At 43.1% G+C, this 24079-nt stretch carries 20 protein-coding genes, 1 other RNA gene, 2 pseudogenes and 1 riboswitch; of the genes and pseudogenes, 1 reads left to right on the forward strand and 22 read right to left on the reverse strand.

All coding sequences use genetic code 11. The annotated features are described in order from the left end of the window. Positions 1–107: riboswitch (TPP riboswitch) on the reverse strand. Between the two features lie 267 nt (positions 108–374). The 3 genes and pseudogenes from AC6I1H_RS01655 to AC6I1H_RS01665 form a co-directional block, all read right to left on the reverse strand. Then, positions 375–658, reverse strand: a pseudogene (locus AC6I1H_RS01655) (IS3 family transposase); the annotation flags it as partial. A gap of 117 nt (positions 659–775) precedes the next feature. Then, positions 776–2350, reverse strand: coding sequence for an S-layer homology domain-containing protein (locus tag AC6I1H_RS01660; protein WP_497739312.1), 1575 nt, complete (start codon positions 2348–2350; stop codon positions 776–778). Continuing rightward, positions 2347–2571, reverse strand: a complete 225-nt coding sequence (locus AC6I1H_RS01665) for a DEAD/DEAH box helicase (protein WP_497739313.1) — start codon at positions 2569–2571, stop codon at positions 2347–2349. Before AC6I1H_RS01665 ends, AC6I1H_RS01660 begins: the two co-directional genes overlap by 4 nt. Before the next feature lie 302 nt (positions 2572–2873). Here AC6I1H_RS01665 and AC6I1H_RS01670 point away from each other — a divergent pair. Further along, positions 2874–3980: pseudogene (locus tag AC6I1H_RS01670) on the forward strand (transposase). A 5-nt stretch (positions 3981–3985) separates the two neighbouring features. On the opposite strand, the gene AC6I1H_RS01675 reads toward AC6I1H_RS01670, so the two are convergent. From AC6I1H_RS01675 to AC6I1H_RS01765, 19 genes are all read right to left on the reverse strand, one after another. Next, positions 3986–4786, reverse strand: a complete 801-nt coding sequence (locus tag AC6I1H_RS01675) for a radical SAM protein (protein WP_497739314.1) — start codon at positions 4784–4786, stop codon at positions 3986–3988. Then, positions 4740–5981, reverse strand: coding sequence for a three-Cys-motif partner protein TcmP (gene tcmP / locus AC6I1H_RS01680; RefSeq protein WP_497739315.1), 1242 nt, complete (start codon positions 5979–5981; stop codon positions 4740–4742). Before tcmP ends, AC6I1H_RS01675 begins: the two co-directional genes overlap by 47 nt. A gap of 356 nt (positions 5982–6337) precedes the next feature. Further along, an RNA gene (gene rnpB / locus AC6I1H_RS01685) (RNase P RNA component class A) lies at positions 6338–6767 on the reverse strand. A gap of 189 nt (positions 6768–6956) precedes the next feature. Continuing rightward, a complete protein-coding gene (locus AC6I1H_RS01690; protein WP_497739316.1) occupies positions 6957–7382 on the reverse strand; it encodes a ribonuclease HI family protein in 426 nt (141 codons plus the stop codon). An 18-nt stretch (positions 7383–7400) separates the two neighbouring features. Then, positions 7401–8108, reverse strand: coding sequence for a zinc ribbon domain-containing protein (locus tag AC6I1H_RS01695; RefSeq protein ID WP_497739317.1), 708 nt, complete (start codon positions 8106–8108; stop codon positions 7401–7403). A 63-nt stretch (positions 8109–8171) separates the two neighbouring features. Then, on the reverse strand, positions 8172–9284 hold the full coding sequence (locus tag AC6I1H_RS01700) for a Nif3-like dinuclear metal center hexameric protein (protein WP_497739318.1): 1113 nt from the start codon (positions 9282–9284) through the stop codon (positions 8172–8174). Next, positions 9281–9970 carry a tRNA (adenine(22)-N(1))-methyltransferase gene (locus AC6I1H_RS01705; protein ID WP_497739319.1) on the reverse strand — a complete coding sequence of 230 codons (690 nt, stop codon included), beginning with the start codon at positions 9968–9970 and terminating at the stop codon, positions 9281–9283. The genes AC6I1H_RS01700 and AC6I1H_RS01705 overlap by 4 nt, the downstream gene beginning before the upstream one ends. A 54-nt stretch (positions 9971–10024) precedes the next feature. Beyond that, positions 10025–11140 (reverse strand): RNA polymerase sigma factor RpoD, encoded by a 1116-nt coding sequence (gene rpoD / locus AC6I1H_RS01710; protein WP_497739320.1) that lies wholly within the window; start codon positions 11138–11140, stop codon positions 10025–10027. Then, complete coding sequence (gene dnaG, locus AC6I1H_RS01715; protein WP_497739321.1) at positions 11140–12963, reverse strand: DNA primase; 1824 nt, start codon at positions 12961–12963, stop codon at positions 11140–11142. The genes rpoD and dnaG overlap by 1 nt, the downstream gene beginning before the upstream one ends. Positions 12964–13154: 191 nt before the next feature. After that, the gene (locus AC6I1H_RS01720) at positions 13155–14156 is read right to left on the reverse strand and encodes a deoxyguanosinetriphosphate triphosphohydrolase (protein WP_497739322.1); all 1002 of its coding nucleotides are present in this window, start codon (positions 14154–14156) and stop codon (positions 13155–13157) included. A 245-nt stretch (positions 14157–14401) separates the two neighbouring features. Next, positions 14402–17041, reverse strand: a complete 2640-nt coding sequence (gene ppdK, locus AC6I1H_RS01725) for a pyruvate, phosphate dikinase (RefSeq protein WP_497739323.1) — start codon at positions 17039–17041, stop codon at positions 14402–14404. A 1-nt stretch (position 17042) separates the two neighbouring features. Continuing rightward, on the reverse strand, positions 17043–17867 hold the full coding sequence (locus AC6I1H_RS01730; RefSeq protein WP_497740679.1) for a pyruvate, water dikinase regulatory protein: 825 nt from the start codon (positions 17865–17867) through the stop codon (positions 17043–17045). Positions 17868–17885: 18 nt separating this feature from the next. Then, complete coding sequence (ccpN, locus tag AC6I1H_RS01735) at positions 17886–18518, reverse strand: transcriptional regulator CcpN (protein ID WP_497740680.1); 633 nt, start codon at positions 18516–18518, stop codon at positions 17886–17888. Between the two features lie 90 nt (positions 18519–18608). After that, positions 18609–19205: a stage II sporulation protein M gene (locus tag AC6I1H_RS01740; RefSeq protein ID WP_497739324.1), complete on the reverse strand. Its 597-nt coding sequence runs from the start codon at positions 19203–19205 to the stop codon at positions 18609–18611. Then, entirely contained in the window at positions 19206–19982 is a 777-nt protein-coding gene (gene recO / locus AC6I1H_RS01745) for a DNA repair protein RecO (protein ID WP_497739325.1), read from the reverse strand. 30 nt (positions 19983–20012) lie between these two features. Then, on the reverse strand, positions 20013–21071 hold the full coding sequence (locus tag AC6I1H_RS01750) for a DUF3048 domain-containing protein (RefSeq protein WP_497739326.1): 1059 nt from the start codon (positions 21069–21071) through the stop codon (positions 20013–20015). 67 nt (positions 21072–21138) lie between these two features. Beyond that, positions 21139–21507 (reverse strand): diacylglycerol kinase, encoded by a 369-nt coding sequence (locus AC6I1H_RS01755; protein WP_497739327.1) that lies wholly within the window; start codon positions 21505–21507, stop codon positions 21139–21141. Positions 21508–21511: 4 nt separating this feature from the next. Then, complete coding sequence (gene ybeY / locus AC6I1H_RS01760) at positions 21512–21997, reverse strand: rRNA maturation RNase YbeY (protein ID WP_497739328.1); 486 nt, start codon at positions 21995–21997, stop codon at positions 21512–21514. After that, positions 21990–24077, reverse strand: coding sequence for an HD family phosphohydrolase (locus AC6I1H_RS01765; protein WP_497739329.1), 2088 nt, complete (start codon positions 24075–24077; stop codon positions 21990–21992). Before AC6I1H_RS01765 ends, ybeY begins: the two co-directional genes overlap by 8 nt. Positions 24078–24079 lie beyond the last annotated feature (2 nt).

A 24079-nucleotide genomic window follows, 5' to 3' on the forward strand; every position in this document is an offset into this window, starting at 1 on the left:
CTTTTTCTCAAGCCACTTCCCTGCGCTAGCATTACCTAGATCAGGTTTAAAGGGTCAGCAAGGGCTTACCCTTGCTTTCTCAGCTATCCGCTCCCCTAGTGGACATAGTCTATTGATTTGATTGAATAAGGATTATAGATATAAAAAATTTGTTTATTATGTTTTAGTATATCACGGTTTTATAAATTTATCAATTTTCATATCGATAGAATACTGCCCTATTTTAATGATTTTTTGGGTAAATAAGCCAAAAAGGGTAATTTATACTACACAAAATACTTGGAATTCAGCTAATACCTAAAAACGCTGATATTCTTTCATCTCTTCCTAAAAAATAGTCTTCAATTATATTCCATAACAACGCAAAGCTAACCGATATATGGGGAATACCATTCTATGATGGCAGCCCATATACGAAAGCCACGCTTCATCCGGCATTATATTATATCTACAGACCATACCTGATTCGGCCGGTCAATGTTCAGACCATTTTGCAGATAAGGATACACGTATTTACCACGTAGGCGCTTACTGAGGTTGGGGCTGGAGCAAAAACCATGTATACCCATTCTCTCATATAGCGGCGGGTCCTTTTTCGGTTGATAAGAATGCCATAATCTCTGTTCAGAATGGTTGTCATCCTGCGGTATCCATATTTGACCTTTTTATCTGTCTTGTTTTCTGGGATCATTATACCCTCCTGGCAACTCATACCAAATTCGAACCGGGGAACTAGCCCCCGGTTCGTGAAAGAACCGTCGGTGTTGCTTTGTGTTTACTCACCGGGGAGAACTCTTAAGCTTCTGTCCAGCATGCGGCTGATCATCACAGCTGCTGTGGCTCTGGAAGCAAGTTCATTCGGTTTGAAAGAACCATCCGGATAACCGGTAATGATGCCCATCTCGTAAGCTTTTATAATATATTTTCTATACTCATCACTGAATTTATCATAATCTTTAAGATATTTGGCATGCTGTATTAAATCCTCATTATAATCTTCATTAAGAGCTCTTATTATAATTCTAGCCATTTCCTGCCTGGTAATCTGTAATGTATAACTCGTGTATTCCCCTTCAATAATAAGTCCCAGTTCCTTTGCCTTTTCTATATAAGGAGTTGCCCAATACTCGCTTCCATTGGCCAGTTTGTAGCCCAATGAGGTCACAACCATCTTCAAAAAAGCATCGACTGTAACATTTCCTTCCGGTTTAAATGTCTCATCCGGATAACCATCAATTATATTCAAACCGACAAGATAGGACACGTTCTTTATAAACCAATCATTCCGCTTAATATCTTTAAACCTTGATGTCACGTATGTAATTATCTCATTTTCATATTCCTTTGCCATATTTAGATCATTTATTTCTCCATTCTTGATCTTGTATTCAATAATTTTTGCTCCAAAATCACATTCTTTTATATTCTTATATATCGATGATACCGGCTCATAGTCTAAAACCGGGTTGTTCCCAATAAATAGTGAAGTTAATTTGCTTAGATCCCTTAAAGCTTCTATGTGCCTGATGTTATTATCATTGATCTTTAGAGAAACCAGGTCGGGTAAACAGGACAGCACTGAAATGTCCTCTATCTGGTTATGTGACAAATCCAATATGGTCAACGCTTCTAGTCCTTTTAAGGCATCTATATTGCTAATGACATTTGAACTTGCATTTAAGACTTTGAGATTCTTTAATACATTTAGCTCACTGATATCAGCGACTCCGTTGTTAGCCATATTCAATTCTTCAAGATTGGATAAATATTTTATGCCGCTTATGTCAGTGATTTGTTTTTGACTGATATCCAGTTTGCGGATATTAGATAATTCATTGACAAAAATATCGTCTGAATTCTTACCAATCGCTTCTTTTACCAAACTTTCAAATTTTGGGTCTTTAAAGCTGAAAACTTTAGGTATCGAATCATAATCTAACACTTTCGGGCGCAAAAATATCCAGCCCGCATTTGAATATTCGTCTCTAAGTTGTATGGTAATTTCACCGTATTTTTTGAATTCCTCAAGTGGGATACTTATTCTTATGATGCCGTTCTGGTTTTGCTTATCGGTTGTTTCACCTGCTATCATAATTTTATTACCGTCTGGCGGATTAAAAAAAGAATAAAAATGAATTTTACCGGAAAATTTTATTATGAACTCAATGTTTTCTCCTTTTATCACAGCATATAAATTTTCAAACTCAAAATCCACATCTTCCATATCACTAGTTATAAACGGTATTTTCTGACCATATTCCGATGCTTCCGAGGCAAATGTCATGACTTGAGCAGAAAATATGACGGCGAAAATAGCCAGTGCAGTTAAATAGCATAAAAACTTTTTCACAGTATCCCCTCCCTATCAATTAATGTAGCAAATTCTACTTCATTTTCTTCCGTCAATTTAGTTACCTGGTCCCTCATTAATGCTATTAATGGTGTTATAACTATAGTGACGGCTTTCCATTTTTCAGCACTTTGTATGGCCGGTAATTGAAATAACAGAGACTTGCCCGAACCCGTAGGCGCCGTTATAAATATATCGCTATAATCATCACATCCGTTCAATGCTTTTTCACATTAAACCGCCGTATTTTTTACCTTGTTTTACTAACTGACGTAAACACTGTTCCGGTACAATGTTATTTATTGACATAAATTTTCAACGGCATTGTAAATAAAGATAAAAGCAATTATATTTAGTCATGTTGACATTATATTATTATATTACTCAACTCAACTTTCGCAGATCAAACTATAGGTACAAACCTTGATAAATCAATAAAAATAAGCAAACAAAAATGCAAGGAGCTTCCTTTTTGTGATATAATGGAATTGGACAAAATATACAAGAAAGGAAGATCCTTGCAATGTCCATTATATCTCATTATAACGAAAATGAAAACCGCTTTTCCTCAACTGTTGACAATTTTTTAAAAGAAAATCGCATATGGTTCCTACTAAAACAGAGCAATTTCTATAAGAAAAAGGGAATTTCATGCTATGCTGTTTTCAAGTTCCTGTTCATTCTTGTATTCTCCGGTAAGAATCTTTACAGGATTCTGGAGTCGCAAAATTCCAATTTGAATAATAGACGATTCTATATACAGTAGGAATAGAAGCAAGGTTGTCGAACTTTTAGCCAGAGTAAGAGACCATGTGGCACAAAAATACGTTAAGGGGTTCAGACTTCTCACCCTTGGATGGTCTGATGGAAATACCTTCATCCCGCTCGGCTTCAACCTCTTGAGTGCACAAACTTCTGAAAACAGGTTGCAACCTATGAACAGTGAAATTGATAAAAGGAGCATAGGCTACAAGCGCCGAATCTCTTCACTCGCGAAAGAAACCGATGCCATGATAGACCTGCTAAAACAGGCAGTGGAGAATAACATCCCTGCAAAATATGTGCTGTTTGATAGCTGGTTTACTTACCCAAGCATATTGTTGAAGATCCTCGGATTAAACCTTAACGTCATAGCCATGGTTAAGGGCATGGAGAAAATTTATTACAGTTTTCAAGGCGATCTTGCAACTGGCTTGCCATTATTTCTACAGATACAACGCTTTCTGATGAAGAAATCATAAGGATATATGGCAAGCGCTGGGATATTGAGATATTTTTCAGGATATGCAAGTCTTACCTTAGTCTTGCAAAAGAGTTTCAGGGGCGTTCTTATGATTCCATTGTTGCCCATACTACTATTGTTTTTGCAAGGTACATCATGCTGGCTGTTGAAAACCGCAATAACAAGGATTTGCGGACTATAGGAGGCTTGTTCTATTACTTCTGTGATGAGCTTCAGGATATAAAGTTCATGGAAGCTTTGTAGCTATTGATTGATGCTCTTAAGACTGCTTTGCGTGAAAAGCTCGTGCTTTCAAAGGAAGCAATCAGTGAGTTTTTAGATTATTTTATGTCTTGTCTGCCCACTTTCCTTAAGAAAAAGTTGGCACTTTGTTCCTGCGAAAGTTGAGTAAATTATATTACGGCCGTATCCCTACATTCTTTATCTGACATCGTACCATCTTTGATATGATATTCCATATTTTTTGACTTACAGAATTCTATTACCTGTTCGCTTAATAAATCATAAAATGTTTTATAGCCTTTATACTCTGTAACCTTTGGATTATAATTTAACCTTCCGAAAATAATCTTATCGACAAAAGCAACTGATTTTAGTATTTCGGAAAAATCCTGATCTATTATATTTGGTGTAGGATATGGCTCAATGCTTACCCAGGTTTTATATCCCTTTTCATGTAGGTAATAAAGGCTTTCTATTCGCTGTTGATATGTAGCCGAATAAGGCTCATATTTTTTCCTGTAATCTTCATTCAACGAAATAAGCGTTATACCATACTCGTTTTCCTTGCTTAAATCCGCAAGTTCTTTGGGTAACATGCCTTTTGTCAATGCAGTACATTTAATTCCCGCACTATTGAGCATATTAATTATATCTACACTTAACTTGTTGATTTCAGGATAATCAAACATAAAAGGATCAGTAGTAAAACAAAGATGTACCGATTTGATTTTTGCCCTTAATTTTGGAATCTCTTTTTCAAGCAAAGTTAACGCATTTTGAACCACTTGCGGCTCAAGCCACTCTTCATATGTGCATATTTTGCCAAACCTTTTTGCCATTAAAAAAGCATAACATGGGTACCGACATCCATGCGAACATCCCTGCACATGGTTTATAGTATAATCACCATATTCTACACCCGTCTTATACAGTAGAGTTTTCCTCGATATGTATTTTGTAACTTGCTTCATCGGTTAGTTTCACCTCAATTTTATATTTTTTATAATCAAATCCGACTGCAGGCCTACCAGTTATTGTTTTCGAGGGGGTTCGATCTACTTTAATAATCTTTTCATCTTCCATATCTTTCAAGGCTGCCCTAAAGTCTGATAATGAGTATGCAATGCCGAACTTTTCAATAAGCTTGCAATATAGATCAATCAGTTTCAAAGGACACTCTTGTTTTTTTAATATTGAAATTACTCCTTTCCTCAAGTCAAAATCTCCAATAATACTTCTATCAGGGTAATCATACTCAAACAGCACCATTTGACCGTTCCGCTGGTTATCCAATATTTGTTTCCATTTTCTGTTCATATTATTACACATAAGGAATAATCCCTCATAGTGATTTGTGCCGAAAATCAATCGGTATTTAGGTATGTTCGTCGTATTAAGCTTTACAGGGATATTAACAGTGTATTTAAAAACTTTCTCGTTCTTTAATCTTTTTATATACTCGCTTACAAAAAGCTCTTCAGCCTTGAACATATTATATTCGCCTAAATGATACTTCGCAAGGATGTCTTGCCAGTACTCACCATTCGCAATACTGTTTAGTAATTTAATACCACTTGGAGTATCAATTTGTTCTACCTCATAAAATACATCATCGTCATTGGCACAATCAATGCAATCGATACTATACTGGTACTTCATTAAGCGGCAACCTTCCCGTAGAAATCCGAAGGAGTTGAAGTTCATCAGCATTTCATAGGAATAAAAACCACTATCCTTTAATTTGGTAAATCTTTTAAAATCAAGACTTTTAATTCCGTAAGGATCTATATATAAAAATATATTTCTATTGGGTTTAAGTATGATGTCAAAATTTTCCTCAAAAGTTCCTTCAATCACTTTACAATTTACAAAACCGTTAAGATTCTCCTTTAGTTCTTTGGCATATTTCTTCTCAATAAAAAACCCATAAATATCGGTACGTTTACCTTCATTAAGTATAGATTGAATCTTTTTTGCAATAATCAAAGGAGAGCCGTCATTCCCATCCTCAAACTTCCCCATACCGGCAATGCAATCCACTATGACAACAGGTTTACGTGTAGATAATATTTTTGCAAAATAGGGAGTTAGGTACCATTCAAGTATACTATCTTTAATAAAAGACCATTTTCTTTTTTTCTTAAAAAAACCCCCTGTAGCCTTCATTTGTTATCCCCCTATCCCGCGAAAACATATGTTCTGTTTCCATTATATAACATTGAAGAAGATTTGTAAATCCCTTTGACCAAAATCTTCTCCATTTTTGACTATAAAAAAACAAAGGACATATTATTTTAATAGTAGTTTTGAGAGTGGAACAGGCATCGGCCACCCCAGGAATCAGGAGATGTGGGTACCGACTACCAAAATTACTATGGAAATACAACAAAGTGGTATAGATGTTTTATTATATTCTCTATCCCAAATTTAAATCCTTTTTTTTGCAATTTTCTTGCCCAACAATTAAATAAATATAACTTCTTTATACAAAAAAACGCCCTTTGAAAGGCGTTTTTATCTTTGAAGCGAGCAGGTCTGTAAGCCGAGTTCTGTCGTGGATGGTCATCTATCTCGGATGCCAGTTGCCTGACACCTCTAGCGACCTTACCCGGGAGCGCGGCGGGCCACCGCAATTGCTCCTCTATTTGGTCTTGCTCCAGGTGGGGTTTACATAGCCGGAAAGTCGCCATTCCGCTGGTGAGCTCTTACCTCGCCTTTCCACCCTTACCACAACAGATGTCAGAAATCGGAGGTCAGAAGTCAGACTAGAGCAACAATTATCTTATGCTCGCATTAATTCTGACTTCCCACATCCGACTTCTGGCATCTGAATGGCGGTATATCTCTGTTGCACTGTCCTTGAGGTCACCCTCACTGGGTATTACCCAGCACCCTGCCCTGTGGAGCTCGGACTTTCCTCGAGCCGAAGCTCGCGACCATCTAACCTGCTCATCATTATGATTTGCTTTGGAGGAATTATATTATATCACAGTCTTTTATTTTAGTATACTGGTAATTTTAACAAGGTTGACTGTGATGCGACTTTGTGCAGCTCCCTTGGAGCTGCAGTCGTCTAATCACAGTCTTTTATTTTAGTATACTGGTAATTTTAACAAGGTTGACTGTGATGCGACTGTTAAATTACAGTTCTATTTCTTCCTCGTCCAGGGCTTCGTCTATTCCACGGTTGGCCAGTTCGTCGGCTCTCTTGTTCTGTTCGCGCCGGACGTGGGTAACGGAATATGATTTGAATTCTTTCAGAAGATCCTGAACTTGTTTATATAAGCCTTTAATACCTTCATTTTTAACCTGGTATTCACCATTTAATTGTTTTACCATCAGCTCACTGTCGGAAATGATGTCTATCTCGTCACAATTCATCTCAATGGCTTCATTTAGTGCCCTGATCAGAGCGGTATATTCTGCTATGTTGTTGGTGGTTTGACCGATGTAATCGCTTATTTCTTTAACTACAGTACCGCTTTCGTCGATAAAAACAATGCCAATTCCCGCATCTCCGGGATTGCCCCGGGAAGCTCCATCAGTATAAACTGTGATCTTTCTCATATTACCTCCCGCAATATTCTAAATGAGAATTCTTCCGCAACTTTCGCAATAAACTATGCTCTCGTGACGGTTCACCTCCCGAGCTACCATAACCGACACTTCCATTCTACATCCGCTGCATTTGCCGCTTAGAACAAAGGCAACAGGTTCTTTTTTTTGTTTTTTTACCTTTTCGTATTTGTCTAAAAGCTCTGAAGAGATATTGGTCAAAAGCTTATCCCTCTCTTTATTTACTCTCTCCAGTTCAACTTTTATTTTATCAATTTCTTCTAAGGTTTTCAATCTTTTTTGATTGTATTCCCTTTTCATATTTATCACTTCCTGTTTTTCCCTATAAAATATTTTTTCCAGCTCTTCCAGTTCTTCCATAAGTTTCAACGCTTTTTCGTCATTTTCATCGGCGGCTTTTCGTACGGTTTCCTGCTTTCCCTGGAGTTTGCTCAGTTCTTTCATGGTTTTTACTTCCCCGCTGTAAATCTTTTTTTCCAGCGTCTTAATTTCACTATCCAATTCCTTGGATTTAAGATTTGTTCTTGCCAGTTCTTTTTTTAAGGCAGCGATTTTCTCGCCCATATCATTGCAGGATATTTCTGCCTGTTCTATTGCTTTTCTTAAATCCCTAAGTTCTTTTTTGCCGGAATGTTTTTTTAAATCGGCCTCCATTTGTTGGGATTGTTTCTCCAGTTCCTGGAGGTTGTAGAGCTTTTGAAGCTGTTCGCCTATCATTCAAGTCCCTCCTTATAGTTTTAATTTAAAAAATAAAAGAGAATAGGCTTTATTTCCTATTCTCTAAACAATGCTAAAAGGATCCTTATCTTCGTAAATTTGAATCTCAATATTTTCTCCAGCAAGACTCAACTCTGTCTGCAGATGGCGGACCAGCACCGGCAGCACCAGGTTTTCGGTTGAAAAATGACCCGCATCTATAACGGCAAGCCCTGATGCTTTTGCTTCCAGGGCATCGTGATATTTGACATCGCCGGTGATGAGTACATCCGCCCCGGCGAAGGCGGCGGCAGAAATCAGATCCCCTCCGGCGCCTCCGCAGACCGCCACTTTTGAAATCTCTCTAGCCGGCTCCCCGCTTACTTTCACATAAGGTATGGAAAGTTTTTGTTTTACGATTTCGCATAAACTTTTCAGAGAAACGGGATTTTTCATTTTTCCAACTCTGCCCAGGCCGAAGTCTTTTCCCGTATTTTCCAGGGGATATATGTCATATGCTACCTCTTCGTACGGGTGCACCTTTATCATGGCATTTATTACTTTTCTGACAAGGGCTTCGGGGACTATGGTCTCTATCCTGACCTCTTCCACAGTTTCAATCTTCCCTTTTTCGCCGATAAACGGCTTTGTCCCTTCGCCGGGTTTAAAAGTTCCTGTTCCTGCCACATTGAAACTGCAGTGGCTGTAATTGCCTATGAATCCTGCCCCCGCGTCTCCCATGGCATTTCTTACGGCGTCTTCGTAACCCTTGGGCACAAAAACCGTTATTTTTTTCAGCGCTTCCTCGGATGTTTTTTTCAGCGGGGTGACATCCTCCAGTTCCAGGACCCCGGCCAGCACATCGTTGACTCCGTCTTGTGCTATATCCAGATTGGTATGGGCGGAATATATGTTTATGTCATGCTTTACGGCTTCATACAACATTTTTCCGAGCGGCAGGTCCCTTCTTAGAGACTTGATGGGTTTGAAAATCATGGGATGATGGGAAATAATCATATTAAATCCGTTTTTTGCTGCATAGCTTATCACTTCGAAAGTGACGGTCAGCGTTATAAGGATTTTATTTATTTTTGCCGCAAAGTCTCCCACCGCAAGGCCCGGGTTGTCCCATTCCAGGGCCATTTTTTTGGGCGCCAGTTTTTCTATCATGTTTACTACGGTTTGACAGGAAATCATTTCAATACCTCCTTCCACATCTTAAGCTCTCTTTCATACTGCGCCAGAGCTTTTTGCCCCGGGGCGGTTTCTATTGTTTTCAGAGGCTCTATCAGCCCTTCAAGGACCGCTATTTTATGCTCGACATATGCCAGGGCTCCGGAGGTCTTTTTTTGGCGAATCACGGGCCCCACGGCGATGTCGACGTCGTCAAAAGGACCCGGAGGCTGACGGCATACCGCCATTATCACATAGTATCTTGAATCTTCGATAGCCACGTCCTCGTCAATTATTTTAAACCCCATGGCGAAAAGATTTTTTCTGAGATTGGCCAGGTTTCTCATGGGTTGAAGCACCATAAGATTCAGGGAGTCAGCCACCGGCCTTGATTCCCGTATGATACCCGCTATGGTTTCACCGCCCATGCCGGCTATAACGGCGGTCCCTGCTTCCCCCGGATATAAAACTTTCAGTCCGGGCCCGCACCGCACCTCGATAAAATCTTGAAGCCCGGCTTTCCTGACGTTTATAAGGGCTCTTTTGTATGGGCCCTGCCTTATCTCTGTGGCGATAACCCTGGGGGAAATGCTCTCTTGAATTAAATATATGGGAAGATACGCATGATCAGTGCCGATATCGGCCACCACATGCCCTCTGGGAATCATGTTCGCAATCGATAACAACCTGTTGTTCAGATCTATTTTCATCTTTACCTCATTCTTTTTGCAAAAAAAGTGGAGACACTGCCCCACTATTTTAAATCACTCAAGAAAATCCTTCAGTTTTTTGCTCCTGCTGGGATGGCGGAGCTTCCTCAAGGCTTTGGCTTCTATCTGGCGGATCCTTTCCCTGGTTACACCGAATACCTGGCCCACTTCTTCAAGAGTCCTGGGCTTGCCGTCATCCAGCCCGAATCTGAGCCTCAAAACTTTTTCCTCCCTCGGTGTAAGGGTTTCCAGCACATCCTCCAGCTGTTCTTTCAATAGCAGGTAAGCTGCGGCGTCGGCGGGAGCCTGGGCATCCTCGTCTGGGATAAAGTCCCCTAGGTGGCTGTCCTCTTCCTCGCCGATGGGTGTTTCCAGGGAAACGGGTTCCTGGGAAATTTTCATTATCTCCCTGACCTTTTCTACAGGCATTTCCATTTCCTCGGCTATCTCCTCCGGAAGCGGGTCGCGCCCCAGTTCCTGAAGAAGCTGCCTCTGGATCCTGATGAGCTTGTTGATGGTCTCCACCATGTGCACAGGTATCCGTATGGTCCTGGCCTGGTCGGCGATGGCCCTGGTTATGGCCTGCCTTATCCACCATGTGGCGTAAGTGCTGAATTTGTATCCCTTGCGGTAATCGAATTTTTCTACAGCTTTCATAAGGCCAAGGTTTCCTTCTTGAATGAGGTCAAGAAACAGCATCCCCCTGCCTACATATTTTTTGGCGATGCTTACCACCAGCCTGAGATTGGCTTCTGCCAGACGCCTTTTGGCTTCTTTGTCTCCCTTTTCTATGCGTCTGGAAAGGTCGATTTCCTCTTCGGCGGAGAGCAATGGCACTTTGCCGATTTCCTTCAGGTACATCCTTACGGGGTCGTCGATAGCAACACCCTCAGGCACCGATAAATCAATTTCCTCTTCGGGAATCTCCTCCAGAACCACTTCTGCAGGCACATCTTCGGTATCGTTGATGATCTCGATACCCATTTCCTCCAGCGATTCGTATATTTTGTCGATCTGTTCGGCATCAAGATCTTCCATATCTTCAAGAGCATCAAGGATTTCCTTGTATGACAGCATGCCGTTTTTCTTGCCCTTTTCAATCAGGTCTTTTACGATTTTCATTTTATCATCTCGAGATTTTTTTACATTTTCTTTACCTGCTTTTGCCATTATACTCCCCCCTTCTCCGCAGTAAGATTAGCCTTCAATTCATCCATTTGGGATTTTAGTTTTTGATACGCATTCAAAAGAATTATGGTCTCCTCTCTTTCTCCAACGGCCTCAGCCTTTTTTATTTGTTCCCTTACCTGTTTTATGGCATGTTTCAGATAATTTTCCTTAATTTTCTTCACAAGGGAATCTATCATTTCATCTTCCTGAAATTCCGAATTCGACATGATTATGCCCGACAGTTCCGATGAGGCGTCCTGGTCCAGATGGTTAAACACCTCATCTCTTTCTATGTGTCTTCCATCTCGCATCATTTCAAATAATACGTCGGCTATTTTGCGCGTCCTCTCATTTAGAAAATTTGAGGGAATCAGGTTTTTAACAATCTTTTCCCTGACTGCTTCGTTCTCTATAAAAAGTTTTATTATCATCCTTTCGGCCTTGTAAGCTCCCGTTATGTGTGATATTTTGCTAAATTCCTTATTATTATCCCTTGTTGGGCTTTTTTTATACTTAAATCCATTGTCTGGAAAACGATTCTTTTTTATTTCGTCTTTCAACACCTGCACCGGGATATTCAATTCCGATGCTGTCTTTTGAATATATACTTCCTTTTCCACTTCATTTTCAATTTCTGATAAAACTCTGACGGCTTTTCTTATATATTTAAGTTTACCGGCGGAGTTTGTGATGTCTGCATCTTTTTTTGCCAGATACAGTTTATAGTCGACATGTTCCAGCGCTCCAGACAGTTGCTCTTTGAAGGCTTCACTGCCATTTTTTCGTATGAACTCATCTGGATCTTTTCCTTCCGGTAGCCTCAAGACTTTTACGTTCAGGCCTTCTTTCGCCAGGATTTCCATGCCTCTCAGGGTTGCCGCCTGGCCCGCAGAGTCTGTATCGTAGGCCAGCACTACGCTGCCGGTGTACTTTTTCAACAGTTTTGCCTGCATCTGGGTGAGAGCGGTACCTAAAGACGCAACAGTCTGAGTAAAACCGCTCTGCTGCAGGGATATGCAGTCCATATAACCCTCCACTACAATTACATCCAATTCTGGATCTTTTTTTATCATCGAAATGGCATACAGATTTTCTCCCTTGGAAAAAACGGGGGTTTCCGGAGAATTCAAATATTTTGGCTCCCCGGCCCCAATTATCCGGCCGCCAAAACCAATCACATTTTTTGTAGCGTCTTCGATGGGAAACATGATTCTGTCCCTGAACCTGTCATAAAAACCCTTTCCATCCTTTCTGGCTATAACGAGTCCCACTTTTTGCAAAGTATTTATGTCAACGCCCTGAGACTGAAAATACCTGATCAGGCTGTCCCATACGGGCAGAGCATATCCCAATCGAAACCGTTCAACAGTCTCGGGTGTTATTCCCCTTTTTTTAAGATATTCTAGGCCTCTTCTACCTTCTTTTGTGTTGAGCAAAACATTGTGGTAAAACTCTGCCGCCAATTTATTTAAACGCAGCTGTTCTCGTTTTTGTTGGAAATCTCGGGTCAATCCCCTGTCATATTCACCCGAAGGAAGGCTTATCTGAAACCTGTCCGCAAGCAGTCTGACAGCCTCGGGGAAATTGAGATTTTCTTTTTTCATGAGAAATGTAAACACATTCCCACCGGCGCCGCATCCAAAGCAGTAAAACAACTGCTTTTCAGCGCTTACATGAAATGATGGGGTTTTTTCAGAATGGAAGGGGCACAGCCCAACGTAATTTTCACCGCGCTTTTGCAGAGAAACATATTGCGATATGACCTCCACTATATCCGCTCTTGAACGTATTTCACTTATAATGTCTTCAGAATAAAACCCCATTCACAACCACCGGCTTTTAAAAAAAAATCCCCCATGTCAAAGATGAGGAGTATGAATTTCCATCTGCTTTAAGACATTTACCGTGCAAAAAACGGATTGTCGGATAAAATCTCCTCCCATCTTCTTTTTACATACACAATATTCTACGTCAATGTCTATTATTCCTTCTTTTTTTGCATTAATTTTTTTATCTAATTTAAAGGCCATGGTGAAGGCATGAAAAATTCGTTGAATTTGGCAAGAGCGAAACTGTCGGTCATGCCCGCTATATAGTCACAAACGCCCCTTTCCGCCCCTTCCTTTTCGGATATTGCGTTGAATTCTTCGGGCATTTTGTCCGGATTTTCCAGGAAGAATTCAAAAAGAAGTTTTAACATGACCTTGGCTTTATTTTCCTGTGCTTTTGCGCTGGACCCTACATAAACTTTGTCGAACATAAACTGCCTTAAAGCCGTTGTGGCCTCTTTTATTTTTTCACTCATTGTTATGATAGGTTTATCCATGCTTTCCTCGATCACATCTTTTATCATGGTATCTATGCGCCGGTTGTGCTTTTCCCCCAGGATTCTTATCAAATCTTCCGGCAGGTCTTCGGGTTTCAGCACTCCGGCTCTCAGGGCGTCATCTATATCGTGATTTATATATGCTATCCAGTCGGAAATCTTTACAATCTGGCCTTCCAGCGTGTGGGGAGCTCCCCTGCTGGTATGATTGATTATACCGTCTCTTACTTCCCACGTCAGATTCAGACCTTTGCGACTCTCCAGGATATCCACCACCCGGAGGCTCTGTTCCTCATGACGGAAACCGGCTTTCATAAGCCGGTTGAGGACTTCTTCCCCCGTATGGCCGAAAGGCGTATGCCCCAGGTCATGCCCCAGAGCGATAGCTTCTGTAAGGTCTTCATTCAGGCGCAGCGCTCTTGCGATAGTCCTTGCTATCTGGGCAACCTCCAGGGTATGGGTGAGACGGGTCCGGTAATGATCGCCTTCAGGAGAAATGAATACCTGTGTTTTATGCTTCAGACGCCTGAAAGCCTTGGAATGAAGTATCCTGTCCCGGTCCCTTTGAAACTCCGTGCGTACGCTGCACTTTTCTTCAGGGACCATTCTCCCCCTGCTCCGGCTGCTCAGAGCGGCATAGGGGGAAAGGATTTCTTCTTCAAGTTTTTCGGTGCGCTCTCTGAAATTCATACCCGCCCCTCCGACAAAAGTACCTTTTTTATTATTCTATACAATTTTCATTTTTCCTCTTTTAATTATAAATGTGCTAAACACTTTTTTATTTGCTCAAAAAAATCTCCGAAGACACGGAGACGAAGATACGGAGACGGTTCTTGTGTCTCAAACGCAGACAAAAGAACCGTCCCCATGTCTTCAAACAAAAGGGGCGGTTTTCGCCCCTTTTTGTTTACTTATCATTTTATTTATCTTTTAATTTACTTATTCTTTAGCTGTGCCTGAGCCGCCGCAAGCCTTGCCACAGGAACCCTGAAGGGTGAGCAGCTCACATAGTCAAGACCAATCATATGGCAGAACTCTACGGAACTTGGTTCTCCACCGTGTTCGCCGCAGATACCGACCATCAGGTCCTCTTTGACTTCCCGGCCGGATTTTACCGCCATTTTCATGAGGGAGCCGACGCCATTTCTGTCGAGAACGATAAATGGGTCGTCGATTAAAATTTTTTCATTTATATAGTGAGGCATGAATTTAGCCTCGGCATCGTCACGGCTGAAGCCGAAGGTAGTCTGGGTCAAATCATTGGTGCCGAAGGAGAAGAAATCCGCATGTTTTGCGATTTCTCCGGCGGTGACGCAGGCCCTCGGAATTTCTATCATGGTTCCGATCTTGTAATCGAGCTTTACCCCTTCCTGTTCGAGCACTGAGGCGGCCGTCTTTTCCACCAAATCACGCATAACTTTGAGTTCGTTTTCGTGGCCTACCAGAGGGATCTCCACTTCGGGTTCCACTTTCAAGCCGCGCTTTGTGAGCTTGCATGCGGCTTTAAAGATAGCCTTTACCTGCATGGCGTAGATTTCGGGATAAAGGATTCCAAGGCGGCAGCCGCGAAGTCCCAGCATGGGATTAAATTCGTGCAGCGAGCGAACTTTTTTGAGCATGTTCTGTTTTTTCTCAAGTTCTTTCGTATTTCCGGCCGCTTTGAGTTCCGCTATCTCGGTAATGAGTTCCTCCGCGTTGGGCAGGAATTCATGGAGCGGCGGATCCAGCAGTCGAATGGTGACAGGCAGGCCTTCCATGGCCTCAAGGATGCCTTCAAAGTCTTCCTGCTGGAATGGCAGCAATTTTTCCAAAGCCTTTTCTCTTTCTTCCTTTGTGTCAGACATTATCATCTCCTGGACTACCGGGAGCCTGTCCACAGCCATGAACATGTGCTCGGTCCTGCACAGCCCTATACCCTCGGCCCCAAACTCCCGGGCCACCCTGGCATCGTTGGGCGTATCGGCATTGGCTCTTACGGAAATTTTTCTTACTTCATCGGCCCATCCGAGAAGTTCCTTGAATTCATCCGACAAAATGGGGTCGATCATTGGGACGTCGCCCAGTATTACCTGGCCCGTTGCGCCATCTATGGAGATTATATCGCCTTTTTTAACTATGAGTTTCCCGACTTGAAATTCTTCTTTTTCAGTGTCTATCTTTATAGCGTCACATCCGCATACGGCGGGCTTGCCCATACCCCGGGCCACCACTGCCGCATGGCTGGTCATGCCTCCACGGCTTGTGAGAACGCCCTGGGCCACTACTATACCATGGATGTCATCGGGGGTAGTTTCGGTCCTCACAAGAATTACCTTCTGGCCCTGATTTCCCAGCTCCTCGGCCTCGTCGGGGTCAAATACCACATGTCCGGAACCTGCTCCTGGAGAAGCCGGAAGCCCCTTGGCTATGACCTCCACTTTGGCGGATGGATCGATCCTGCGGTGCAGCAGTGACACTACCTGCTCGGGAGACACGCGAAGCAGCGCTTCCTCTTTTGTAATGAGTCCTTCCTTCACCATGTCCACCGCAACCTTGACGGCGGCCTGAGCGGTCCTCTTGCCGCTTCTGGTTTGAAGCATGTAGAGTTTTCCGTTTTCTATGGTGAACTCTATGTCCTGCATGTCCCTGTAATGGTTTTCCAGAAGCTTGCATACTCCCGTAAACTGCTCGAAAACTTCGGGCATAACGCTTTCAAGTTCGGAAATGTTCTTTGGAGTCCTGATGCCGGCCACCACATCTTCGCCCTGGGCGTTCATAAGAAATTCTCCATAAACCTTCTTTTCCCCGGTGGAGGGATTTCTCGTAAAGGCTACACCTGTGCCGGAGTCGTCTCCTTTGTTGCCGAAGACCATGGTCTGGACATTTACTGCGGTGCCAAGAGTGTCGGGAATCTTGTTTATCTTCCGGTATACCTTCGCCCTCTGGTTGTTCCAGGATTTGAACACAGCTTCCACGGCCATCAAAAGCTGTTCTTTGGGATCCTGCGGAAAGTCCTTGCCGGTTTCCTCTTTTACCAGCTCTTTATAGAGCTTAATAACTTCCTGCCAGTCTTCGGCACAAAGTTCGGTATCCTGGGTAACGTTTTTCTTTGCTTTGACCGAATCGATTTTTGACTCGAATTTTTCGTGTTCGATGCCCAGAACCACATTTCCAAACATCTGGATAAACCTTCTATAACTGTCATAGGCAAAGCGCTCGTTGGCAGTGACAGCAGCTAGCCCTTTGACACTTTCGTCATTCAATCCAAGGTTTAAAATCGTATCCATCATGCCAGGCATGGAAATTGCAGCGCCTGATCTGACCGACACCAGAAGGGGATTCTGCGGGTCGCCTAGCTTCTTCCCGTTTTCTTTTTCAAGTTCATCCAGCGCGGCAAAAATTTGTGTCAAGATTTCATCCGAAATCTTTTCACCCTCTTCGTAGTAATTGAGGCAGGCTTCGGTCGTCACTGTGAAGCCCATGGGCACCGGAAGGCCGATATGTACCATCTCGGCCAGGTTTGCCCCTTTGCCGCCAAGCAGACTCCTCATATCTGCTTTGCCTTCTCTAAAATTGTAAACATATTTTTTGGTCATTTTAAAATTCCCCTTTCCTTATAATTTCCAGGATTCTCGTGGCAATTTCTTCCACTGCTTTATTTGAAACATCAATTCTTGGGCAGCCGATTTTTTTCATTATGGTTTCGGCATACTCCAGCTCTTTATGTATGCGCTCGGGGTTCGCATAGCTGGCATCCGAGCTCAACCCCAGGGCTTTGAGCCTTTCACGGCGGATTTCGTTGAGCTTTTCTGGGGTTATGGTGAGGCCGATAACTGACCGGGGCGGCAGTTCGAACAGTTCATCGGGAGGTGCAACTTCCGGCACCAGGGGCAGATTGGCCACCTTCAGCCTCTTGTGGGCGAGATAAAGAGCCAGGGGGGTCTTTGATGTTCTGGACACGCCTATTAACACCACATCAGCCCTCGACAGGCCTCTGGGGTCTTTTCCGTCATCATATTGCACGGCAAATTCAATGGCTTCCATCTTTCTAAAATAATCTTCATCTATTTTATGTACCAGGCCGGGTTCCAGCCGGGGCTTAAGGTCAGTTATCTTTGAAAGGACATCCATCATAGGCCCCATTAAATCCACTATGTGTATATTATTTTGCCTGGCAAGTTCGATGATGCGCCGCCTGACTTCAGGCAGAATTATTGTGCACACTATGGCGCAGTTGGGCACTTCCCGGGCTTCTTCAATGACTTCCCTGGCATATTCCTCATCGGTCACATAGGGGATTCTCCTGATTTCCACATGGCCGGAATTGAATTGAATCATGGCAGCCCGGGTAACAAGCTCGGCAGTCTCACCGATGGAATCGGAAACCGCAAACACTACTGGAGTGTTATTTTTTTCTATTATCGTTGATCCCTCCCTTTCCTAAGCCTTGCCCAGTTCCGCGAACAGTTTTGTTATAGTGGTTTTTGTAACCTTTCCCACCAATTTGTATTTTACTTTATCCCCTTCCTTTTCTATTTTAACCACCGGAAGGGCATCCACCTGATGGTCCACTATCTTTCGGGCTGCATCATAGGCGCTTTCTTCCTGCGTGACAGTCACAAGGTTCGGCATCCTTGTCATGACGACGCCTACCGGTATCTTGTGAATATCTGCATTGCCGATGGCAATTTTGAGCAGATCCTTGCGGGAAACAAGGCCGGTCAGGCTTCCATCTTCCTGTACCACAAATAGAGTGCCCACATCTTCCAGAAAAAGAGTCACAATGGCGTCATAAACTGAAGATTCTTCTTTAACGACCACAGGAACAGCTTTTATATCGTCCACTTTTATTTTGTTTATTTTCTCTGAGATTATATTCCTTGCGGCCTTGCCTGAAAAAAAATATCCCACTCTTGGTCGTGCATCTAGAATGCCCGACATGGTCAAAATAGAAAGGTCCGGTCTTAAAGCGGCTCTAGTCAAATTCAGTTTCTCTGCTATCTGTTCGCTGGTTATGGGCTCGTTTCTTTTTACTATCTCCACTATTTTAGCCTGTCTGGGCGTTAATTCTATTGAACCTCACTCCTTTCCCCTGCTGCCATAGTTAGTGTACACAAAAAATCAATTATATATATACTACATTTAACAAGAAGTTCCTCTTTTTTATATAAATTTTTTAGCAAAATAAGGGGTTACGGCCGCCTCAACAACGGCTGCCATGAAAAGCATGGGAACAAGGATGCCAAGGGCCAGCACGCTATCCTGCAGGTTTTTCTTAAAGAGCTCCATGCGGCTGCATTTCCCGGGGAAGGCCAATTCAATCCCCGTTTTGAGGCCAAAAGCGGCCGCCAGTATTATCACCGGCAGTTCCAGTATGCCGTGAGGAAGCATCGCCGCCAGGAAAAAAGCAAGGGATCTTCCCTGATGAAAATTCAGGGCGTAAACTATCCCAATCGCAAAACCGTTGAACAGGATGCCGAAAAAAGGCGCAAGGCCCAGCAACGCCCCGCCGAACATCATAAGAAGCAACGCTTTTATATTGTTCTGAAAAATCAAACCTGTGATATATAGCTTATTCTGCCTGCCGATGGCCCTGCTTATTTTCAGGATGTTTCCAAGAAGCCTATCCATATTCCTGGTAACCAGTTCCGGATTGTATTGAAATGCAAGATACCCCAGAATTGCACCGAAAATAAATAGAAATACCATAAAAGCGATATACTTATTCTTTCCTTTAAACGAATCCCATATTGCTTCCATTCAATTCCCTCCTGTCGGTCCGGTTGGCGCTTTAAGTCTGTTAATGTCATTGATAAATTCTAGAGTTTTTAACTTGCGATCAAGATGATGAAGTATAAATGGATGAGAGGCATTTTTCAATTGTTTCTTTACATCCTCTCGCAAATCAAGGCTGATTAATTCTCTGTAAGGTTTCTTTATGAAATACCGTAGAGCCTTCACAGCTTCGTAGCTTATGTCCACGGCTTTGACATCATCTTTAAGGCATCGAAAGCAGAGTACACCTCCCAGGTTGCTGCTGAACCGCATTCTCTCTGACAATTTTTCTCCGCAGCTCACGCAGCGGAAAACCTCGGGAGCAAAACCCTGGATAGCCATGAGTTTGATCTCATATATACGGCTTAAAAGCTCCAGGTCGTTCCATTCCTGCAGGAAATATAATGTTTTTAGAAAGAAGTTGAAGAGATCGCGGTTTTTATCCTCTTCAGGGGTAGACGCCCTGAGCATTTCCGCAAAATACAACCCGTAAGCCATGCGCTCCAGATTTGCCCTGATTTTGTGGAAAGATTCTTTTATCTCGCACTGGCTTATGCTGTCAAGTGTCCTGCTTTCCATAATGAGGAAATTACTGAAAGTAAAAATCTGGGTGCCTCCGAGCAGGCGATTATGCGGCCGGCGCACACCCCTGGCTACTGCATGTATTTTCCCTTTTGCGGGGGAAAAAAGCGTCAGTACCCTATCCGCTTCACCGATATTCCGGTGTCCCAAAACTATGGCATCGGTCCTGTAAAGACCCATTGATTTTTCTCTCCATCTCGCGATAAATTTTTACTTGCCTTTATCAAACTTTCCCCACTGGGGCATTACCTGAATCCAGGTGTTGCCGGGATTTATTTTAAGTTCGGTGCCATCCATCAGGGCATATATTGTCCTTGCGCTTCTGGAACTCTTTTCCCATTTGATTTCCTTACAGAAGCCGTCACTTATGTAATACGCTTTGCCAGAACCTGTTGTCTTTATCTCGAGGCGTCCCTCTTTATCCATCACTTTTGTGTCGTTGAACTGGATAATGATGTTTTTTACAAAGATGGGCTGCCCGGTTTTTCTATCGGTATGGGGCTTGCCGTTTATAAAGCGTTCATAAGCCTTTTTATCGGAATCGTATGTATAGCTTACGCTGTAATTGTTAAAATATGTTAGTTTAAACTGTTCCAGGGCTTCGCCATCAGGAGCCGTATCTTTTTCGTTAAAGTTCCATACTTTCAAATTTACCGGTTTCAAATATCCCCGCTTTTCAGAGGTTTTAAGCATTTTTTCGATGCTGCTGTATGCGTTGTGAGGCTCTCTGCGGGAGCTGTCCCTCCAGAATGTAACTTTGTCATATATGCCGTCGATATCATCGATTTTTAATTTCTTCAGATCCGAATAACCCTGGGGGCTTGCACCGTAATGTACATATACGCCGTCATATTCCATGGCGTAATCGATAAAATATGGCCGGGCACTCCTTATGGGTCCCACTTCCTCCACATCCGCCCCAAGGAAAATTGCCAGAAACCTTGTTATCCCGCCTTCCGCCAGCACTTCGTAAACAACGCCCGCTTTGTCCAATCCCGACTGGGGCCTGGCGTGGTATTCGTTTTCTATCATGACCGCCAAAGACCTTTGATTTATGTATCTTACATCTAAGTCTGCCAAACCGGTTAGGGGATTTACGGTTTTTGGAGATTCCGGCAGCGCAGTGGAAGGATTTTCAACCGTTTGCCCGGAATTCCCTGCATCTGTAGGATTTTGAGCCGCTAAATCCGTATTTTTTTTGCCGCAACCTGTCTGTAAAAATAATATTAAAACAATAATAGCGAAGAAAATCCATCGATTTTTTAACATTCTTTTCCTCCTGCCTCTGTCATTCATATATTCCGGAATTCCGTCGTGGTCAGAGTTAACATCCACATTAAAGGAAAATCTTTAACAATCTCCTGCAAAAGATAAGATAGCCTACCGCCAGTGCGTTTAAAGTTGCTATAAGCACCGCACCGGCAGCCACATTTTTGGCGATCTCCGCCAGCGGATGGTATTTCTCAGTTACCATATCTATAGTGTTTTCGATGGCCGTATTTATCATTTCGGTTATTATCACCATAGCTATGGTAAAGATAATTATCAGTAGTTCAAAGGCGCTCAAATTGAAAAAAGGGCTTACGGCAAGCACCAGGAACGCCATGAAAAAATGAATTCTGACATTTCGCTGGGTATTAAAAGAATACATTATACCCGCAATAGCGTAATTGAAGCTTTCAAACAGGGTCCTTGATTTTTTCATATTGTCAGATTGCCTCTCTTTTCAGGTCAAAAGCTTTTAAAATTTCTTCTTCCTTCTCGCGCATGATTTTTCTATCGTGTTCGTCTTCATGATCATATCCCAGGAGGTGCAGCAGCCCGTGAACCGCCAGATACCCCATCTCTCTTTCAAAGGAATGGCCGTACTCTTCCGACTGCTCCCTGGCCCTTTCTACCGAAATCACTATGTCCCCCAGGAGTTTTTCGGCTTCGAGTTCTCCTTCGATAGCCTCTTCTTCGGGGACGCTTTCTCTCATGGCAAAAGAAAGCACATCGGTGGGCGTGTCTTTCGTCCTATATTGTCGGTTCAGCTCCCTGATATATGCGTCATCCACCAGCACGACGCTTACTTCAGCATCCTGCGGAACCTTTTCTTCCGTTAGGGCGAACTTTAAAATATCCGCAAGTAATCGTTCAAGTTCGGTATCAATGTCAATTTTTTCCTGCCGGTTTCCAATGATTATTTCAGGCATTTCTGGCTTGTTTTCCCTCCAATTCTTTCAATCTATCGGGATATTCTATGCGGGTATGAAATATGCCGGTAAGTACCCTGGAAAACGCTCCAGCTATTCTGTCCAGTTCTTTCAATGTCAGGTCGCTTTCATCCAACTGCCCGTCAGAAAGTTTTTCCTTTATAATCTGCCGGATAAGGCCGTCGATTTTGCCCGGCGTAGGGCTCGACATGGACCTTACTGCCGCTTCCACAGAATCCGCAAGCATCACGATGGCTACTTCCCTTGTCTGGGGCTTGGGGCCTTCATACCGGAAGCCGGCCTCATCTGGTATTTTATCCCCGGAGGCAGCTTTATTGTAAAAGTACGAAAGCAACGTGGTACCGTGGTGCTGAGAAATAAAATCCTTTATCACAGCCGGAAGCCGATATTCCCCTGCCGTCTCTATGCCGTCTTTTACATGAGATGTAATTATAAGGGCGCTCAGCGTTGGGTTCAACTTGTCGTGGGGATTATCGGATGTCAGCTGGTTTTCGATGAAAAAGTACGGCCTCTTGAGCTTTCCGATATCATGGTAATTGGCCCCTACCCTGGCTAGAAGCGGGTCCGCCCCAACGGCTTCCGCTGCGGCCTCTGCAAGATTTCCCACTATGATGGAGTGGTGATAGGTCCCCGGAGCGTCGATCATCAGTTTTTTCAGCAGCGGCTGGTTTGGATTCGACAGCTCCAGCAGTTTTATGGAAGTTGTTATATCAAAGGCGCTTTCCAGAAACGGAAGGGTGCCTATTGTAAGCACCGACGAAAAAAGGCCGCTTACAATACCCCACGAACTCTGTTTTATTGCAATCCAGAAGGGATCGTTGTTCAAAAGTTCCATGCCCATGATGAGAACAAAATCAACAAGACCTATGATCCCTCCGGACTTAGTGAGGTCGACCCTCTGCGACACTCTGACCGTACAAAAAACTCCCACTACGGCGCCTAGAAAAGCCACCGTAGAAATAATGAAGTCATTGCCCAGCACCACACCTACCGCTATGCTCATAATAAAGCTGGAAATAAGGGCGATGGAAGGGTTAATCAAAATTGATATTAGCATGCTGCCGGCGGCCAGGGGAATAAGATAATTTGAAATGGTCTTTACAGCGATAGAAATAATAAGCGTCGATAGAATGATGAGCGCCAGCAGGCTTAAGTAAAGCTCATTTTCAAACATTTTTCTGTGAAAGAAATATATGGCGAATATGAGGATTCCTTCCAGTATTGCCGCCATCAGCATAGTTCCTGCAAGAAGGCTCAAATTCGCGCGTTTGTCCTGGGCCAACAGACCGAGTTCTTTTAAAAGTTCTCTCTGTTCGGCGGTCACGGTCGCCCCTTTTTCGATCAATATCTGATTTCGGGCTATTTTTACCGGTTCCACGGAATCCATGGCTTCCTGCTGTTCTTTCTCAGTGGCTTCCCTGTCATAAACCATATTGTATTTAATTGCGGAAAAGGCTATGTCTTCCCCCATGTTTTTTAATTCCTGGGGAAGCTTGATATTTCGAAATTCCTCAATAATATAGGTTTTGGCCCTGTCTATGGAATCCTCCTTTACACCGCCTTCCATGACCTTTTCCAGGACGGCTTTTGTAATAGTTTCCAGTTCCATCAGGCTGGAATTATCCATTTTTATCGCCTGTACATAAGTCTCCTCGGCCAGGTTTTTATTTATCATGCGCTTTAGAGCATCTATCTTTCCCTGCTCATCCAGGTAATCCCTGGATCTTATCTGTTTTATACTGGAAAAAATCTCTGTTATTTCATCCTTAGCCTCCAGGGTGATACTGTGGTCGAGTATATATTTTTTAGACACCGAATCCGCCGCAGCCTGACGGAGTTTCCGTGTGGCGACGGTGTTTATGGCATCTTTGCGCGCTCTGATATCCTCCTGCGCCACATCCCCCACTTTTATATCATATTTCTGGGGCAATATACTGGCATACACCAGAGCCGTCAATGCCAGAAAGAAAAACAGGCCCATCATCGTTTTCCTTGCGACTTTATTGTAGAACAACGCCACGTGGACCCTTTTTGGGCTCAAGTTACTGCCTACAGCCACAA

This window comes from Biomaibacter sp. TOL (genome assembly GCF_059717795.1).

Coding starts and splice junctions, on each gene's coding strand:
- AC6I1H_RS01675 (WP_497739314.1), bottom strand. CDS start 4,786: ATGAAGCAAGTTACAAAATACATATCGAGGAAAACTCTACTGTATAAG.
- tcmP (WP_497739315.1), bottom strand. CDS start 5,981: ATGAAGGCTACAGGGGGTTTTTTTAAGAAAAAAAGAAAATGGTCTTTT.
- AC6I1H_RS01690 (WP_497739316.1), bottom strand. CDS start 7,382: ATGAGAAAGATCACAGTTTATACTGATGGAGCTTCCCGGGGCAATCCC.
- AC6I1H_RS01695 (WP_497739317.1), bottom strand. CDS start 8,108: ATGATAGGCGAACAGCTTCAAAAGCTCTACAACCTCCAGGAACTGGAG.
- AC6I1H_RS01700 (WP_497739318.1), bottom strand. CDS start 9,284: ATGATTTCCTGTCAAACCGTAGTAAACATGATAGAAAAACTGGCGCCC.
- AC6I1H_RS01705 (WP_497739319.1), bottom strand. CDS start 9,970: ATGAAAATAGATCTGAACAACAGGTTGTTATCGATTGCGAACATGATT.
- rpoD (WP_497739320.1), bottom strand. CDS start 11,140: ATGGCAAAAGCAGGTAAAGAAAATGTAAAAAAATCTCGAGATGATAAA.
- dnaG (WP_497739321.1), bottom strand. CDS start 12,963: ATGGGGTTTTATTCTGAAGACATTATAAGTGAAATACGTTCAAGAGCG.
- AC6I1H_RS01720 (WP_497739322.1), bottom strand. CDS start 14,156: ATGAATTTCAGAGAGCGCACCGAAAAACTTGAAGAAGAAATCCTTTCC.
- ppdK (WP_497739323.1), bottom strand. CDS start 17,041: ATGACCAAAAAATATGTTTACAATTTTAGAGAAGGCAAAGCAGATATG.
- AC6I1H_RS01740 (WP_497739324.1), bottom strand. CDS start 19,205: ATGGAAGCAATATGGGATTCGTTTAAAGGAAAGAATAAGTATATCGCT.
- recO (WP_497739325.1), bottom strand. CDS start 19,982: ATGGGTCTTTACAGGACCGATGCCATAGTTTTGGGACACCGGAATATC.
- AC6I1H_RS01750 (WP_497739326.1), bottom strand. CDS start 21,071: ATGTTAAAAAATCGATGGATTTTCTTCGCTATTATTGTTTTAATATTA.
- AC6I1H_RS01755 (WP_497739327.1), bottom strand. CDS start 21,507: ATGAAAAAATCAAGGACCCTGTTTGAAAGCTTCAATTACGCTATTGCG.
- ybeY (WP_497739328.1), bottom strand. CDS start 21,997: ATGCCTGAAATAATCATTGGAAACCGGCAGGAAAAAATTGACATTGAT.